Source organism: Williamsia sp., from assembly GCF_016462415.1.
GTDB lineage: Bacteria > Actinomycetota > Actinomycetes > Mycobacteriales > Mycobacteriaceae > Williamsia_A.
In genome coordinates, this window is sequence record NZ_JAEMTF010000002.1 from 1 (window position 1) to 16,129 (window position 16,129).

General features: G+C 69.9%; 15 protein-coding genes. 5 read left to right on the forward strand and 10 right to left on the reverse strand.

Going from position 1 to position 16,129, the window contains the following annotated elements; translation table 11 throughout:
• Window positions 1-237: 237 nt before the first annotated feature.
• The 3 genes from JHC79_RS00645 to rimP all read right to left on the reverse strand — a co-directional run bounded on the left by JHC79_RS00645 (window position 238) and on the right by rimP (window position 2,199).
• Window positions 238-540, reverse strand: a complete 303-nt coding sequence (locus JHC79_RS00645) for a YlxR family protein (RefSeq protein ID WP_296387946.1) — start codon at window positions 538-540, stop codon at window positions 238-240.
• A 76-nt stretch (window positions 541-616) separates the two neighbouring features.
• Window positions 617-1,645, reverse strand: coding sequence for a transcription termination factor NusA (gene nusA, locus JHC79_RS00650; protein ID WP_296387947.1), 1,029 nt, complete (start codon window positions 1,643-1,645; stop codon window positions 617-619).
• Complete coding sequence (rimP, locus tag JHC79_RS00655) at window positions 1,642-2,199, reverse strand: ribosome maturation factor RimP (RefSeq protein WP_296387948.1); 558 nt, start codon at window positions 2,197-2,199, stop codon at window positions 1,642-1,644. The genes nusA and rimP overlap by 4 nt, the downstream gene beginning before the upstream one ends.
• 206 nt (window positions 2,200-2,405) lie before the next feature.
• Between rimP and JHC79_RS00660 the strand changes: the two genes are divergently transcribed.
• Both JHC79_RS00660 and JHC79_RS00665 read left to right on the forward strand, forming a co-directional pair.
• Window positions 2,406-3,014: a hypothetical protein gene (locus JHC79_RS00660; RefSeq protein WP_296387949.1), complete on the forward strand. Its 609-nt coding sequence runs from the start codon at window positions 2,406-2,408 to the stop codon at window positions 3,012-3,014.
• Complete coding sequence (locus tag JHC79_RS00665) at window positions 3,011-3,448, forward strand: ferritin-like domain-containing protein (protein ID WP_296387950.1); 438 nt, start codon at window positions 3,011-3,013, stop codon at window positions 3,446-3,448. Before JHC79_RS00660 ends, JHC79_RS00665 begins: the two co-directional genes overlap by 4 nt.
• Here JHC79_RS00665 and JHC79_RS00670 read toward each other — a convergent pair.
• Entirely contained in the window at window positions 3,425-5,161 is a 1,737-nt protein-coding gene (locus JHC79_RS00670) for a proline--tRNA ligase (protein ID WP_296387951.1), read from the reverse strand. The genes JHC79_RS00665 and JHC79_RS00670 overlap by 24 nt on opposite strands.
• Window positions 5,162-5,251: 90 nt before the next feature.
• On the opposite strand from JHC79_RS00670, the gene yaaA reads away from it, so the two are divergent.
• A complete protein-coding gene (gene yaaA, locus JHC79_RS00675) occupies window positions 5,252-5,995 on the forward strand; it encodes a peroxide stress protein YaaA (protein WP_296387952.1) in 744 nt (247 codons plus the stop codon).
• Window positions 5,996-6,020: 25 nt separating this feature from the next.
• Here yaaA and cobA read toward each other — a convergent pair whose 3' ends face one another.
• The 6 genes from cobA to mqo are packed head-to-tail and all read right to left on the reverse strand — an operon-like array spanning window position 6,021 to window position 13,479.
• Window positions 6,021-7,289, reverse strand: a complete 1,269-nt coding sequence (gene cobA, locus JHC79_RS00680) for a uroporphyrinogen-III C-methyltransferase (protein WP_296387953.1) — start codon at window positions 7,287-7,289, stop codon at window positions 6,021-6,023.
• Window positions 7,270-8,775 (reverse strand): cobyrinate a,c-diamide synthase, encoded by a 1,506-nt coding sequence (locus tag JHC79_RS00685; protein ID WP_296387954.1) that lies wholly within the window; start codon window positions 8,773-8,775, stop codon window positions 7,270-7,272. Before JHC79_RS00685 ends, cobA begins: the two co-directional genes overlap by 20 nt.
• A complete protein-coding gene (gene cobO, locus JHC79_RS00690; protein ID WP_296387955.1) occupies window positions 8,769-9,383 on the reverse strand; it encodes a cob(I)yrinic acid a,c-diamide adenosyltransferase in 615 nt (204 codons plus the stop codon). The genes JHC79_RS00685 and cobO overlap by 7 nt, the downstream gene beginning before the upstream one ends.
• Before the next feature lie 46 nt (window positions 9,384-9,429).
• Window positions 9,430-11,454 (reverse strand): VWA domain-containing protein, encoded by a 2,025-nt coding sequence (locus JHC79_RS00695; RefSeq protein WP_296387956.1) that lies wholly within the window; start codon window positions 11,452-11,454, stop codon window positions 9,430-9,432.
• A complete protein-coding gene (locus JHC79_RS00700; protein ID WP_296387957.1) occupies window positions 11,451-11,921 on the reverse strand; it encodes a GNAT family N-acetyltransferase in 471 nt (156 codons plus the stop codon). Before JHC79_RS00700 ends, JHC79_RS00695 begins: the two co-directional genes overlap by 4 nt.
• Before the next feature lie 13 nt (window positions 11,922-11,934).
• On the reverse strand, window positions 11,935-13,479 hold the full coding sequence (gene mqo / locus JHC79_RS00705) for a malate dehydrogenase (quinone) (RefSeq protein WP_296387958.1): 1,545 nt from the start codon (window positions 13,477-13,479) through the stop codon (window positions 11,935-11,937).
• Window positions 13,480-13,611: 132 nt separating this feature from the next.
• On the opposite strand from mqo, the gene JHC79_RS00710 reads away from it, so the two are divergent.
• Both JHC79_RS00710 and mtr read left to right on the forward strand, forming a co-directional pair.
• Window positions 13,612-14,733, forward strand: coding sequence for an alpha/beta hydrolase (locus tag JHC79_RS00710; protein WP_296387959.1), 1,122 nt, complete (start codon window positions 13,612-13,614; stop codon window positions 14,731-14,733).
• Complete coding sequence (gene mtr / locus JHC79_RS00715; RefSeq protein WP_296387960.1) at window positions 14,730-16,118, forward strand: mycothione reductase; 1,389 nt, start codon at window positions 14,730-14,732, stop codon at window positions 16,116-16,118. The genes JHC79_RS00710 and mtr overlap by 4 nt, the downstream gene beginning before the upstream one ends.
• Window positions 16,119-16,129 lie beyond the last annotated feature (11 nt).

Consider the following 16,129-nt stretch of genomic DNA (forward strand, 5'->3'; position numbering starts at 1 on the left):
GAGTTCTTTTGCCAACTCGTGCACGCGGGCCTTGCCTGCCACTGCTCTCCTCACTTGGAGGTCGAGCGGGCTGCCCGCTGCGACCTCGGATTACGTTAGAAACGTGCTCATCGTGGGAACTTCACGGTGTGCTCATGTCTTCTGCCACCCGTTCTGCGGAGGGACTCTGCAGTCCCCCGCTCTCGACCGGTCACGTCTGTGACCGGCTCACACCCCGATCGCACCGCGATCGGTTTCCTACGCGCCAGGAGGGGCTGCGTCCGACATCTCACGTTCGAGATCGTCGGCGTTCACCACGAGACCCGGCACCCTGAGCGCCGGACCGAACGCCCTCCGCCGCATCGCGGCCCGAAGACAATCGGGATCGTGATGCAGCCAGGCGCCCCGACCCGGCATGGTCGAGGTGCGGTCGATCGTGGCGACCGTCGCACCGTGCTCTGCTGCCGCCGCGACCCGCACGAGTTCTGCGATCGCGGCACGTTGGCGACATCCGATGCACGTTCGCACGGGACCGGTGGTCGTCAGCGCTTTTTCTACCATCGAAGAGTCTACCGCCCACCGCAAATCGCCGACGACAAGCGTCCGGCGGGCCGTGTCGGGCAGACCTGGATCCGGTTCAGGAGGAGCTCTCCGCCGCGTCGGCCGACGCGTCGACCGGGGCTTCGGCGTCGGAGCGGATGTCGATGCGCCAGCCGGTCAGCCGGGCCGCCAACCGGGCGTTCTGGCCTTCCTTTCCGATCGCCAGCGACAGCTGGTAGTCGGGCACGACGACACGGGCGGCCTTGGCGACGGGGTCGATCACCGTCACCGAGACCACCTTCGACGGCGACAGCGCGTTGCCGACGAACACCGCGGGGTCGGGGGCGTAGTCGATGATGTCGATCTTCTCGTCGCTGAGCTCACGCATCACATTGCGCACCCGCTGGCCCATCGGCCCGATGCACGCACCCTTGGCGTTCAGACCGGACACCCGGGTGTGCACCGCGATCTTCGACCTGTGACCGGCCTCGCGGGCGACCGCGACGATCTCGACCGAACCGTCCTCGATCTCGGGGACCTCCAGCGAGAACAGCTTGCGCACCAGGTTCGGATGGGTCCTCGAGAGCGTGATCTGCGGACCGCGGGCACCGCGTGCGACACCGACGACGTAGCACTTGATCCGGTCGCCGTGGCGATAGGTCTCACCCGGGACCTGCTCGGCCGACGGGAGCACCCCCTCGGTGCCGGTCGCCTCGCTGCCGATGCGGACGATGATCAGGCCGCGCGCGTTGGCGCGTGAGTCCTGCTGCACCACACCGCCGACGATCTCGCCCTCGTGGGTGACGAAGTCGCCGAAGTTCTTCTCGTTCTCCGCGTCCCGCAGCCGCTGCAGGATGACCTGGCGGGCGGTGGTGGCGGCGATCCGGCCGAAGCCCTCGGGGGTGTCGTCCCACTCGGAGATGAGCTGGTCGTTCTCGTCACGGGTCTGCGCCATCACGCGCACCTCACCGGACTTGCGGTTGACGTCGATGCGCGCGTGCGGCGCGTAGCCGTCGGTGTGGCGGTAGGCGGTGATCAGGGCGGTCTCGATCGCCGTGATGACCGTGTCGGCCGGGATGCCCTTGTCGGCCTCGATCATGCGCAGTGCGGCGATGTCGATGTTCATGTGTTTCCTCTCACGTTCTTCTCCAGCAGTCCGCACAGCTCGCGTTCGTCGGCACTGGGCCCTCCGAAGTCCACCTGCACCACCGCGGACGCCACGTCGGTCAGATCCACCCGGCGGACGTCGCTGCGTCCACCGTGGGTGATCACCAGGTCGACGACCGTCTCGTCGTCGTTCAGTCGACCGATGCGTCCCGCGACCTTCTCCGTCGGGGAATCGGCCGCCCCGCCCGAGGCGATCTGGACGATGACCTTGCGGCCGTGGGCCCGTCGCCAGTGACGAGGCGCGGTCAGGGGGCGGTCGACTCCCGGCGAGGTGACCTCGAGGGTGTAGGCCAACGCCCCCAGGATCGGTTTCGGGGCGTCATCGACGACGGCGGAGATCTCACGACTGAGATCGGCCAGGACGTCGAGTTCGGCCCCGTTGTCGCGGTCGACCAGGATGCGGACCACACTGCGGTCGCCGGATCGGTGGACGATGACCTCTTCGAGGTCGAAACCCTGTGCGTGCACGACGGGTGAGATCAGGACGGTGATCGCCTCGGTGTCGCCGGACATCTGGGCCTCCTCGTCTGTAGTTGTCTCACGGTGCTCGCCGCCGGAACGACCCGATCGGATCGGATCTCCCTCGCCGCGGGCTGCTGCGGTGCCCCAGGAGTTTACCCCCCACGCGACACCGATTCCGCCACCGGCGACCGACCGCGGCGCGACGACGGTGTCGCCTGACGCGAACGACGCAGGCGCGCGGTGGCACTATTGCGCCTGTGACCATCGCGCAGCCACGCCCCGGGCCCACCGCCGCGGCCGATCTCCCCTGCCCCCGCATCGCGCGGACCATCAGCCGTCGGTCGATGCTGGTGCGCACGGCGTCGGTGACCGGCGGTCTCGCCGCGTCCGGGACGGTGCTGGCGGCGTGTGGCGGCGACTCGGGCATCAGCGAGTCGACCCGTATCGCCGAACAGCTCGCTCCCCTGTCGCTCGCGGCGTCGGACGACGCGGCTGCGGCGCGGACTCTCAGCGCCCGCAATCCCGACCGATCAGCCGCTCTGGCCGTCATCGCGACCGAGCGTCAGACGCACGCCACCACGCTGAACGACGAGATCGCCCGCCTCGCTCCCGATCTCGCCCGCCCGAGCACGTCGGCCGGGGTGGCGGCAGCGTCCGCGCAACCGTCCGGCGCCCCGCCGACATCCGGTACGTCCGCCGCACCCGCCGCCCCCGCGGTGACGACCGTCGAACAGTTGCGTGAGCGGTTGACGTCGGCCGCGTCGTCGACCGGGGACCTGGCCGTGCGCATGAGCGGCTACCGGGCGGGCATGCTCGGCTCGATCGCCGCCGCGTGCAACGCCGAGGCACAGGTGCAGCTCGGATGAGCACCGCCACCGACGGTCTGGGTGCCGCGATCGATTCCGAGAACGCCGCGGTGTTCGTCTACGGCGTGGCCGTCGCCTACGCGTCGGCGACGCGACGTTCCGACATCGACGACTTCACCGCCGAACACCGTTCGCGGCGTGACGAACTCGAGGGTCTGATCGTCGCGGCCGGTGGCACCGCGCCCGCGCCGGCACCGGGGTACGTCATCCCGGTGGCGGTCACCGACCCGATCACCGCCATCCGCGCCGTACTCCTCGCCGAGGAGGACTGTGCCCGGGCCTACCGGTCGCTGCTCGAACGCGCCGACACCGACGCACAGCGCCGGTCCGGGCTCGACGGGCTCACCGACAGCGCGCGCCGGGCCGCGGCGTGGCGGTTGGTGCTGCGGGTCTCCCCGTCGACCGTGGCGCTACCGGGTACCGGCAACCGCTGATCCGACAGCGTCGAGACCGACCTCGGTGACCTCGCCGGTCGAACGGTCGCGCACCTCGACGAGTCCGTCGGCGAAGCCGCGGCCCACGACGACCACCGTGGGCATCCCCAACAGTTCGGAATCCTTGAACTTCACCCCGGGTGACGCCTTGCGGTCGTCGAGCAGCACCGACAGTCCCGACGCGTCGAGACTCTGGGCGATCTCCAACGCACCGTCGGCGGCGCCGGCGTCCTTGTTCGCGATGACGACGTGGACGTCGAACGGGGCGACCGACTTCGGCCACGCCAGGCCCTTGTCGTCCAGGGTCTGCTCGGCGATGACGCCGACGAGACGGGACACACCGACCCCGTAGGACCCCTGGATCAGACGCACCGGTTTGCCGTTCTCGCCGAGCACGTCCACGCCGAACGCGTCGGTGTACTTCGTGCCGAGGGCGAAGATGTGACCGATCTCGATGCCGCGGGCGGCCACCAGGGTGCCGTGGCCGTCCGGTGAGGGGTCACCGTCACGGACCTCGGCGGCCTCGATCGTGCCGTCGGGGACGAAGTCGCGGCCTGCGACCAGACCGACCACGTGCTTGCCGATCTCGTCGGCGCCGGTGATCCACGCGGTGCCGTCGGCGACCCGCGGGTCGACGAGGTAGCGGGCGCCGTTGTGCAGCAGCCCGTTCGGACCGATGTATCCCTTGACCAGGAACGGGTTGGCGTCGAAGTCGGCCTGCTCGAGCAGTTCGACCGTCGCGGGCTCGAACGATGCCTCGAGACGTTTCATGTCGACGTCGCGGTCGCCGGGAACGCCGACGCCGACGATCTCGGTCTCGGCCCCCGGGTGGTGCACCTTGACCAGGATGTTCTTCAGGGTGTCGGCGGCGGTCACCGGATGATCCAGGGTCGCGTTCGCCCACTCGACGAGGGTTGCGATGGTGGGGGTCGACCCCGTCTCGTGGACGACCGCGTCGGACAGGCCGTCGACCGGGCGCGGCGCGGGTGCCGGGGTGAGCACGGCCTCGACGTTGGCGGCGTATCCCGATTCGGTGGAGCGCACGTAGGTGTCCTCGCCGTTGTCGCTCTCGGCGAGGAACTCCTCGGATGCGCTGCCGCCCATCGCCCCCGACGTCGCCGCGACGATCACGTAGCGGATGCCGAGGCGTTCGAAGATCCTCTGATAGGCCTCGCGGTGGTTCGCGTAGGACACCTTCGCGCCTGCGTCGTCGAGGTCGAACGAGTAGGAGTCCTTCATGACGAACTCGCGGCCGCGCAGGATGCCTGCGCGGGGCCGCGCCTCGTCCCGGTACTTGTTCTGGATCTGATAGAGCGTCACCGGCAGATCCTTGTAGGACGTGTACTCCCCCTTGACCAGGAGGGCGAACAGTTCCTCGTGGGTGGGGCCGAGCAGCATGTCGACGCCGCGCCGGTCCTTGAGCCGGAACAGGTCGTCGCCGTAGTCCGACCACCGATGGGTCACCTCGTACGGATCGCGCGGCAGCAGCGCGGGCAACACGATCTCCTGCCCGCCGATCTGGTCCATCTCCTCGCGGACGATCGCCTCGACGCGACGCAGCACCTTCAGTCCCAGCGGTAGCCAACTGTAGATGCCGGGCGCGACCCGGCGGACGTAACCGGCGCGCACCAACAGCTTGTGGCTGGGCAGCTCGGCGTCCGCGGGATCGTCACGAAGGGTGCGGACGAACAGGTTCGACATGCGGGTGATCACGAACGCCAACCCTAGTGGTCGGATGCCCTGTCGTCCCCCGCCCGCCCTCGGGTGGGGGCCGTACGGACGGGCGCACTACCGTCGACATCTGTGCTCATCGTGCTGCCGCCCTCGGAGACCAAGTCCGACGGCGGGCGTGGCGCCCCGCTGGACCTCACGACGCTGTCGTTCCCGTCTCTCACCCCCGTCCGTGATCGCATCGCGACGGCGTTGGTGGAGTTGGCCGACGACCCCGCGCGCAGCGCGGCGGTCCTGGGCCTCGGGCAGCGACAACTCGGCGAGGTCGATCGCAACGCCGCACTGTGGACGTCGGCGACCCGACCGGCGATCGAGCGGTACACCGGAGTGCTCTACGACGCACTCGGCGTCGGCGACCTGACCCGGGCGTCGCGCACCAAGGCCGATGACCGACTCGCGGTGGGATCGGCACTGTTCGGGGTCGTGCGGGCCCGCGATCAGATCCCCGCCTACCGGTTGTCGTCGGGATCGAAGCTGCCCGGTATGGGAACCCTGGCCGCGCAGTGGAAGCCGGACCTGACCGAGGCGCTGGCCGGGCTCGACGACGAGGTGGTTGTCGACCTGCGGTCGGGTGGCTACCGCTCGTTGGGTCCGATCCCCGGGGCGATGGACGTGACCGTACTGACCGAGGCCCAGGACGGATCACGCAGCGTGGTCAGCCATTTCAACAAACACCACAAGGGTGTGATGGCGCGGTCGTTGGTCACGACCCGCAAGCGGGTGCGCGACATCGACTCGCTCGCGGCGGTGGTGTCCGATGGTGGTCAGCGCACCGAGATAGCGTCGGCGACCGAGTTGATCATCCTCACCGACTGAGGTCGGCGTCGCATCTGCGCACCGATCAGGCCGTGACCCGACCCAGTGATCCGGTCAGCGCGTCGAACGCGGCGACCTCGCCGATGACCACGATCGCAGGCGGGCGGATGTCCTGTGCGCGGGCGACCTCGCCCGCCGTGGCGAGGTCGGCGGTGACGCTGCGCTGGGTGGGCATCGATGCGTGTTCGATGATCGCGACCGGGGTCTGCGGGTCACGACCACCCTCGATGAGCGCGGTGGTGAACTCCTCCAGCCGTTCGACCGCCATCATCAGCACGATGGTGCCCCGCAGTCGCGCCAGTGCGGGCCAGTCGATGAGCGAGTCGGGGTGTCCGGGCCTCAGGTGACCGGAGACGATGACCACCTCGTGGGTCACCCCGCGGTGGGTGACCGGGATGCCCGCGGCGGCGGGAGCGGCGATGGCGCTGGTGATCCCGGGGACGACCGTCACCGCGACGCCGGCCTGCACGCACGCCGCCAGTTCCTCGAAACCGCGGCCGTAGACGTAGGGGTCACCGCCCTTGAGGCGCACCACGAACTTCCCGGCGCGGGCGTGGTCGATCAACGCCTGGTTGATCGCCTCCTGCTTCATGGCGCGGCCGTAGGGCACCTTCGCCGCGTCGATGATCTCCACCCACGGCGCGAGTTCGGCGAGCAGGGCCGGTGGGGCGAGGCGGTCGGCGACGACCACGTCGGCCGCGGCGAGGAGCCGTCGGCCACGGACGGTGATCAGTTCCGGGTCGCCCGGACCGCCGCCGACGAGTGCGACGCCGGCCGGATAGGTCCCCGGGACCGCGGTGCCCAGGGTCCCGTCGATGAGACCCTGGCCGATCTCCGACCGGATGCGGGCCGACCGCCGGTGATCACCCGAGGCGAGCACACCGATGTTGAGGCGGTCGTGCTGGATCGACGCCGGGGTGACCGCGCTGCCGTGCCGGGCGTCGTCGGCGCGGACACAGAAGATCCGTCGGCGCTCGGCCTCGGCGACCACCGCGGCGTTCACCTCGGCGTCGTCGGTGCAGGCGAGCGCGTACCAGGCGCCGTCGAGGTCGCCGTCACGGTAGGCACGACGCTCCACGGTGATACCGGGGAACGACTCGACGGTGGGCGTCGGGTCGATCGCGATGACGTGGATGTCGGCACCGCTGGCCGAGAGGGTGCCGAGTCGGCGGGTGACGACCGATCCCCCTCCGATCAGTACGACGCGTCGACCGCGGAGGTCGAGACCGACCAGATAGTGGTCGTCGCCGGACCCATCGGCCACGGCCGGGTCGTCAGGGGTGGGTGCGGACATGCGTAGACCGTACCGACGAGGTGTGTCCGGGGACCAATTCCGCCTCGGCGGTCGCCGCGACGGCGGAATCGACCAGTCGGACAACGGACTCGGGGGCACCCGCCGGGTGGGTGTGCAGGTAGGAGGCGTGCACCGACCCCGCGATGACGCCGTCGGTCAGCGAGGTCCCGACCCGTCGCCATCCCCAGGCGGCCTGGGCGGGCCCGATCGGTTCGACGACGCTGCGGTGGAACTCGTGGCCGGTGATCCGGGTGCCCGCGGTGAACACCGAGGAGTCCGCCAGCGCGACCGCATCGCGGTAGCCCAGGGTCAGGGACGGACCGAAGTGGCCGCGGACCGGGAGCACGTCGGCCATGGTGTGGCCGTCGAGGTCGCGGGCCAGATAGAGCAGCCCCGCACACTCGGCGTGGATCGGTCGGCCCGCATCCGCGTGCGCGCGCAGTTGCTCGAGCAGGCCGACGTTGGCGGCGAGGGTGTGCACGTGTTCCTCGGGGAACCCGCCGCCGACGATGACCGCGTCGGAATCCCCCGGCAGGCCGTCCTGCAGGGGATCGAACGCGACGACCTCGGCTCCGGCGGCGGCCAGGAGTTCGGCGTGCTCGGCGTAGCTGAAGGTGAACGCGGCGCCACCGGCCACCGCGACCCGGATGGGTCGCTCCGGCGCGCGGGCGTCGGTGCGGGCCCGCGCGACGGCGACCTCCTCGGCGGCCGACCACACCGGTCCCGACATCGCACGGCGCGTACGTCCGGCGGCCACCACGGCGGCGAGATCGGCTGTCTCGGAGACCAGTTGCGCCATCGCGTCGACGGCGGTGCGCGCCGCTCCCCCGTGTTCGACGGCCGGGATCAGCCCGAGGTGGCGCGAGGGGACGACCAGTTCGGTCGCCCGACCCAGCACCGCGAACACCGGCAACCCGACGCGGTCGCACGCCTGACGCAGCACGTGTTCGTGACGCGGTGAGCCCACACGGTTGAGGATGACACCGCAGATGTCGACGGACGGGTCGAAACTGCGCAGTCCGTGCAGGATCGCGGCGAGCGTCTGACTGTGCCCCGACGCGTCGACCACGACGATGACAGGGGCCCCGATGAGAGCGGCCACGTGCGCGGTGGACCCCATGGCCGGGCCACTGCCGTCGAAACCGCCGCCCCCGGGACCGCTGCCCTGTAGGTCATCGTCGGTTATCCGCCCGTCGAACAGACCCATGACGCCCTCGACGACGGCGAAGTCGGCGCCTGCGCACCCGGCGGCGAACAACGGCGCGACACGGTCGGGGCCGACGAGGTTCGGGTCGAGATTGCGTCCGGGGCGGCCCGCGGCGACCGCGTGGTAGCCGGGGTCGATGAAGTCGGGGCCCACCTTGAAGGGGGCCACCCGGTGCCCGGCACGTGTCAGCGCACCGATCAGTCCGGTCGCGACGGTGGTCTTGCCGCTGCCCGATGCGGGAGCGGCGATGACCACGGTGGGTATCGCCGGGTTCACCATTCGATTCCCTTCTGTCCCTTGCGTCCGGCGTCCATCGGATGCTTGGTCTTGGTCATGTCGGTGACGAGGTCGGCCGCGGCGACGAGGCCCTCGGGTGCTCGCCGACCGGTGATGACGACGTGTTGTTTGCCGGGGCGCTCGGCCAGGACGTCGAGCACCTCGTCGAGGTCGATCCAGCCCCAGCCGAGCGGGTAGGTGAACTCGTCGAGGACGTAGAAGTCGTGCGTCTCGTCGCGCAGTCGGCGGGCGATCTCGGCCCACCCCTCGCGGGCCTGTTCGGCGTGGTCGGTCTCGGCGTCGCCGTGCCGTATCCACGACCAGCCCGAGCCCATCTTGTGCCACTGCACCGGGCCGCCCTGTCCCGTGCGGTCGTGCAGTTCGCCGAGTGCGGTCATCGCGGTCTCCTCGCCGACCTTCCACTTGGCGTTCTTGACGAACTGGAACACGCCGATGTCGAGGCCGGCGTTCCATGCCCGCATGGCCATGCCGAACGCGGCGGTCGACTTCCCCTTGCCGTCACCGGTGTGGACCGCGAGCAGAGCGCTGTTGCGGCGTTGTCGGGTGGTCAGTCCGTCGTCGGGTACGACGGCGGGAACTCCTTGCGGCACAGTCGCACTCCTCTCGATCGGTGTCCTGTCGCGAACGGTGGCCGGGTCAGGCCGCGGCCCGGACGGCGCCGGTGACGGCGTCGGCGGTGATCTCGTCGATCGCCACGTAGCCGCCGCCGAGGTGTCCGGCCAGCGTACGGGCCAGCCCGAGGCGGATCATGCCCTGCTCGCAGTCGACCACCACGCTGTCGACACCGCGGGTGCGTAACCGGGCGGCGGCGGATGCGGAACGTCCGACCGCGTCGGGACCGCTGGTGGCGCGGCCGTCGGTCAGGACCACGACCAGCGGACGGCGGCGCGGGTCGGTGTGCCGGGCGCGCTCGACCAGCGCGGTGGCCTCGATCAGTCCCTCGGCCAGCGGGGTCCGGCCGCCGGTGGACACCCCCGACAGCCCACGGAGCGCGATGCTGACCGACCGGGTGGGTGGGACGACGACGGTGGCGCTCGACCCGCGCAGCACCACCACCGCGACGCGGTCGCGCCGCTGGTAGGAGTCGCGCAGCAGCGCCGCGCAGGCGCCACTGACCGCGTCGAGTCGTCGGCGCGCGGTCATCGACCCGGACAGGTCGACGGTGAACACCACCAGGTTGCCCTCGCGACCGATGCGCACCGCCCCCCGCAGGTCCGCCGGCGTGACCCGCAGTCGTGGCCCACCACCGCGCTCGCCGTGACCGGCCGCCGCGGCCAACACGGTGGCGTGCAGGTGGATCCCGGAACCGTCGACCGATGTGGTCGATCCGACCGTGTGTCCACGTCTGCTGCGCGCCGGCGAACGCCGACCGGGGTCGCCGTCACCGACACCGGCGACCCGCAACGTGCGGGTCACCGACGCGGTCTGCGACAGCGCCAGGTTCGACGGTGGCGGCCCGACCGGGATCGGATCACGCCGCGTCGCCGCGTCGTCGGCGTCGGTGGGTGACGGATCACTCGACTCGACGGGGCCGTCGGCGGGCGATGAGCTCTCCGGGGCAGGCGATCCCGATCCGGGGTCGTCGTCCGGCCCTGGGTCGGTCGGGTCGTCGTCGGGATCACCTCCGCCGTCGGTGGGATCGGTCGGTCCGTCGCCGTCACCGCCGTCGTGGTCGCCGTCCTGCTGCTGCGCCGATTCTGCGGCGGCGTCCATCGCCGAGTCCAGGTCGTCGCGGCTCATGTCGGTGTCGTCGAACGGGTCTCGGCGACGACGGTGCGGCAATGCCAGCTCCGCGGCGGCCCGGACATCGGTTTCGTCGACCTCGTCGACACCTCGCCACGCGGCGTGGGCGCAGGCGGTCCGGGCGACGACGATGTCGCCGCGCAGGCCGTCGACGTCGAGCTGCGTGCAGATGGCGGCGATGCGACGCATCTCCGACGTGGGCAACCGAACCGATCCGACCGCGGCCCGTGCGGTCGCGATCGATGCGGCGATCGACTCGTCGGCGGCGCGCCAGCGATCGGCGAACGCGGTCGGGTCGGCGTCGTAGTCCATCCGACGGGTGATGACCTCGACCCGGTCGTCGACGTCGCGGGGTGCGGTGACCGCGACGGTCAGACCGAACCGGTCGAGCAGCTGTGGCCGCAGCTCGCCCTCCTCCGGGTTCATGGTGCCCACGAGGACGAACCGGGACGCGTAGCTGCGCGACACCGAGTCGCGTTCGACCGTCACCCGCCCCATCGCGGCGGCATCGAGCAGCACGTCGACGAGGTGGTCGGCGAGCAGGTTCACCTCGTCGATGTAGAGCACACCCCCGTCGGCCGCCGAGAGCAGTCCCGGGGTGAACGACGCGTCGCCGTCGCGCAAGACCTTCTGGACGTCGAGCGACCCGACCACCCGGTCCTCGGTGGCACCGATCGGCAGTTCCACGACGCGTCCGACCGCGCCGGTCGGGCCGTCGGCGGGCAGCAACGGCGCCAGCGCACGCACGATCGTGGACTTGGCCGTGCCTTTCTCGCCGCGGATCAGCACCCCGCCGATCGACGGGGCGATCGCGCACAGGATCAGGGCGAGTTTGAGCGCATCCTGACCCACGACCGCGGTGAACGGGTACGGGGCGAGCGGGAGGTCGGTGGGGTCGGGATGGGAGGAATGGGTCACGAGGCCTGCCAGGGCTCCCCGCCACCGCGACGCATCGGCACATGCGGGATGCCGTCGAGCAGGTACTCGGGCCCCTCCGGCGCGAAACCGTGCTTGGCGTACATGTCCACCAGGTAGGTCTGCGCATCGATGCGACACGCATGGGACCCGACCTCGGCCAGCGCGGTCCGCAGGAGTCGGGTGGTGTGTCCCTGACCGCGGTGCGCGCGTTCGGTACACAACCGCCCGATGCGGAACGACTTGCCGTCGTCGTGCTCCTCGAGCAGACGCAGCGTGCAGACGACGTCACCGTCCTGCTGCAGCCACAGGTGCCGGGTGTCCTGGTCGAGGTCGCGCCCGTCGAGTTCCGCGTAGGGGCAGGACTGTTCGACGACGAACACGTCGACGCGCAACTTCAGGATCTTGTACATCAGAGCGGTGTCGAGGTCCTGGGCCCAACTCCGGTGCAGCGTCGCGGTGGCAGTCATGTGGTTGTGACTATCACACGGGGGTGGGAGCCGCCACGCGGCGCTCGTCGTCGGCGACCGAGTCGTCGGCGGGGGTGCTCGACAGTTCGAGCACCTTCGAGGTCCAGTCCCACACCTCGCGGAACAGCGACTCGTCGTTGGACAGCTTGTGCCCGAACGACGGGATCATCTCGGCGAGCGCCGGCTTCCAGGCCTCGAAGTGCCGCGGGAAGCAGCGCTCGAGGACGTCGAGCATCGCGGGCACGGCGGTCGACGCGCCGGGCGAGGCGCCCAGCAGGCCGGCCATGGTGCCGTCCTCGGAGTTCACCACGGCGGTGCCGAACTCGAGGGCGCCGCTCATGGCGCCGTTCTTGCGGATGACCTGGACGCGCTGCCCGGCGGTGATGAGTTCCCAGTCGGCGCCCAGAGCGCGCGGCACGAACTCCTGCAGGGTCTTGACCCGGTCGTTCGAGTTCGCCGCGAGCTCACTGATGAGGTACTTCAGCAGCCCGAACTCCTTGGGGGCGATGCTGGCGATCGGGAACGCGTTGAAGGGCGTCACCGACTTGAGCAGATCGAGGTTGCTGCCTTCCTTGAGGAACTTCGGCGACCAGCCCGCGTAGGGCCCGAAGAGCAGGCCCGGCTTGTGGTTGATGACACGGGTGTCGAGGTGCGGCACCGACATCGGCGGCGCGCCCACCGCGGCGCGTCCGTAGACCTTCGCGTGGTGCTCGTCGATGAGATCGGGGTTGGTGCAGCGGAAGAACGCTCCACTGACCGGGAACCCACCGAACTGACGGGCCTCCTTGATGCCGGACTTCTGCAGCAGGTGGATGGCGCCGCCACCGGCACCGACGAAGACGAAACCGGCGTGCACGGTGGTCTTCTGCTTGGTCCGCAGGTTGACGACCTTGACCATCCAGCTGCCGTCGGACTGCTTCTTCAGATCGGTGACCGAGTGGCCGAAGTTGACGGTGCCGCCGTCGGCGACGGTGTTGAGCAGCTTCTGGGTCAGGGCGCCGAAGTCGACGTCGGTGCCTCCTTCGAACCAGTTCAGCGCGACCGGGTCGGAGAAGTCACGGCCGGTCGACATCAGCGGCAGTCGCCTGGTGAACTCGGCCGGGTCGTCGATGTACTCCATACCCTTGAACAGGGTTTGTCCGGCGAGCGCGTCGTAGCGCTTGCGCAGGTAGTCCACCCCGTCGGCGCCGTGGGTGAAGCTCACGTGCGGGATGGGGTTGATGAACTCGCTGGGGTTGCTGAGGATCCCGTTCTCGATGGCGTGCGCCCAGAACTGGCGCGACACCTGGAACTGCTCGTTGATGGTGATCGCCTTGGTGATGTCGACACCACCGTCGGCCGTCTGCGGGGTGTAGTTCAGCTCACACAGCGCGGAGTGCCCGGTGCCCGCGTTGTTCCACGGATCGCTGCTCTCGGCCGCGGCCGCGTCGAGACGCTCGAAAACGCTGACCGACCAGTCGGGCTGGAGCGATCGGATGAGCACACCGAGGGTGGCGCTCATGATTCCTGCTCCGACCAGGACGACGTCGGTTTTGACGACCGCAGACGATGAAGACACTTGACGCTCAACTCCCTTGTCGTACTCCGGGCCGATTGGTCCGGGAACATCTGCAGTCCATTGTCCCCCATGAGAGCACCGATCGAAACGTCGGTGTGGGAAAGCGCACCGGCGGCTCAGTACAGTTGGACAGTGGCTTCCACCTCGCACACGCCCGTGCCCCCCACCTCCGACACACCGCTCGCGGCCGGGTCCGCGCGGTGGCGTCCGGACCTGCTCGGTGACGGCTTCGAGGCCCTCACGATCGACCTCGGCGACGACCCCGACGGCGAGGCGCCCATCGACGCCACGCTGGTCCGCCACCGCCGGACCGCCCTGCCCGCCGACACCGAGGGTGTGCGACCGTCGGTGCTCTACGTCCACGGTTTCACCGACTACTTCTTCCAGGTGGCGCTCGCCGACGCGTTCGCCGACGCCGGTTACGACTTTCACGCCCTCGACCTGCGTAAATGCGGTCGGTCGCTCCGTGACGGTCACACCCCGCACTACATCTCCGACCTCGCGCTCTACGACGCCGAACTCGACGCCGCGCTCGACGTCATCGACGCCGCGCACCCGGGCACCCCGATCGTGGTGGCCGCGCACTCGACGGGCGGTCTGATCACCCCGCTGTGGCTCGATCGCCTCCGGACCCGCGATCCGCAGCGGCACAACCGGGTCACCGGTCTGGTGCTCAACAGCCCCTGGTTCGACCTCCAGGGACCACCCGGATTGCGCTCCTACGGAACGGTCTTCGTCAACGTGGTGGCGAAACTGGGCGGCCTGCGGGTGATCCCCCGCACACTGCCCGGAGGCTACGGGCAGAGCCTGCACAGCTCGGCGCACGGCGAATGGGACTACGACCTGCGACTCAAACCCCTCTCGGGCTTCCCGGTGACCTTCGGGTTCCTCTCCGCCGTCCGCCGTGGACACGCCCGTCTCCATCGAGGACTCGACGTCGGGGTGCCGTCGCTGGTGCTGCGGTCGGCGCGTAGCGCCCTCGGCGGTCCCTACCGTCCGGCCGTCGACACCGCCGACAACGTCCTCGACACCGCACAGATCGCGCGCTGGAGCGGTTGTCTCGGCAACCGGGTCACCGCGGTGCCGATCGAGGGTGCACGCCACGACGTGTTCCTGTCGCGTGCGCAACCCCGCGCCGCCGCCTACGCCGAGCTGTCCCGGTGGCTGTCGGAGAACACCCCCACGCTGTCCACCCGCCGTGAGATCCATCCACCGAACCCGGGCACCGTCCCGGCACGAGGAGCGCGTACATGACCGACGTAGACCTGGCCATCATCGGATCCGGCAGCGGGAACTCGATTCCCGATGATCGCTTCGACGACATGACGATCGCGATGTTCGAGAAGGGCGTCTACGGCGGCACCTGCCTCAACGTCGGATGCATCCCGACCAAGATGTTCGTCTATGCCGCCGAGGTGGCGAAGACGATCACGGAGTCCGAGCGATACGGCGTCGACAGCCACATCGACGACGTGCGGTGGCGCGATGTCGTGGGCCGCATCTTCGGTCGCATCGACCCGATCTCGGCGGGCGGGCTGTCCTACCGGGAGGACAAGTGCGACAACATCACCGTGTATCACTCGCACGTCCGTTTCACCGGGCGCACCGAGGACGGTCGCTACCGACTCCGGACCGACGACGGTGACGAGGTCACCGCAGCGAAGGTCGTCGTCGCCGCGGGCTCGCGACCGGTGATCCCGGAGGCCATCACCGAGGGCGGGGTGCCGTTCCACACCAACGACGACGTCATGCGACTCGCCGAGTTGCCGCGGCGGCTGCTGATCGTCGGCGGCGGCTACATCGCGGCCGAGTTCGCGCATGTCTTCGGCTCTCTCGGCAGCGAGGTGACCATCGTCGCGCGCGGCGATCACCTGCTGCGTCACCTCGACGGCGACATCTCCGATCGGTTCACCGAGATCGCGCAGAACACGTGGGACGTGCGTCTGAACGCCTCGGTGACCGCGGCACGCACGGGCACCGGTGGCACCGTCGAACTCGAGTTGTCCGACGGGACGACGCTCGTCGGCGACGCCCTGCTGGTGGCCACCGGTCGCCGACCCAACGGCGACGGGCTCGATCTCGACACCATCGGGGTGTCGCTCGACGATCAGGGCCGCGTCGAGTGCGACGAGTTCGGTCGTACGGCTGCCGAGAACGTCTGGACGCTCGGCGACGTCAGCTCGCCGTACCAGCTCAAGCACGTGGCCAACCACGAGGCCCGCAAGGTGCAGGCGAACCTGCTGCGCGCCTGGGACTCCGACGAGCTCGAGGCGTTCGACCACCGCTTCGTCCCCGCCGCGGTCTTCACCCACCCGCAGATCGCGTCGGTGGGTCTCACCGAGTCGCAGGCACGTGAGCAGGGCCTCGACATCACGGTGAAGGTGCAGGACTACGGAGATGTCGCCTACGGCTGGGCCATGGAGGACAAGACCGGGTTGTGCAAGGTCATCGCCGAACGCGGTACCGGCCGCCTCCTCGGCGCCCACATCATCGGCCCCCAGGCGCCGACGGTCATCCAACCGGTCATCCAGGCCCTGCACTTCGGGCTCGACGCGACGTCGATGGCCACGGGCCAGTACTGGATTCACCCGGGTATGCCCGAGGTGCTGGAGAACGCACTGTTGGGACTCGACATCTGAGCCGTCGCACT

Bases quoted from the DNA above. Each gene is read 5' to 3' on its own strand.
- JHC79_RS00645 (WP_296387946.1), bottom strand. From the start codon at position 540: ATGGTAGAAAAAGCGCTGACGACCACCGGTCCCGTGCGAACGTGCATC.
- nusA (WP_296387947.1), bottom strand. From the start codon at position 1,645: ATGAACATCGACATCGCCGCACTGCGCATGATCGAGGCCGACAAGGGC.
- rimP (WP_296387948.1), bottom strand. From the start codon at position 2,199: ATGTCCGGCGACACCGAGGCGATCACCGTCCTGATCTCACCCGTCGTG.
- JHC79_RS00665 (WP_296387950.1), top strand. From the start codon at position 3,011: ATGAGCACCGCCACCGACGGTCTGGGTGCCGCGATCGATTCCGAGAAC.
- cobA (WP_296387953.1), bottom strand. From the start codon at position 7,289: ATGTCCGCACCCACCCCTGACGACCCGGCCGTGGCCGATGGGTCCGGC.
- JHC79_RS00685 (WP_296387954.1), bottom strand. From the start codon at position 8,775: ATGGTGAACCCGGCGATACCCACCGTGGTCATCGCCGCTCCCGCATCG.
- JHC79_RS00700 (WP_296387957.1), bottom strand. From the start codon at position 11,921: ATGACTGCCACCGCGACGCTGCACCGGAGTTGGGCCCAGGACCTCGAC.
- mtr (WP_296387960.1), top strand. From the start codon at position 14,730: ATGACCGACGTAGACCTGGCCATCATCGGATCCGGCAGCGGGAACTCG.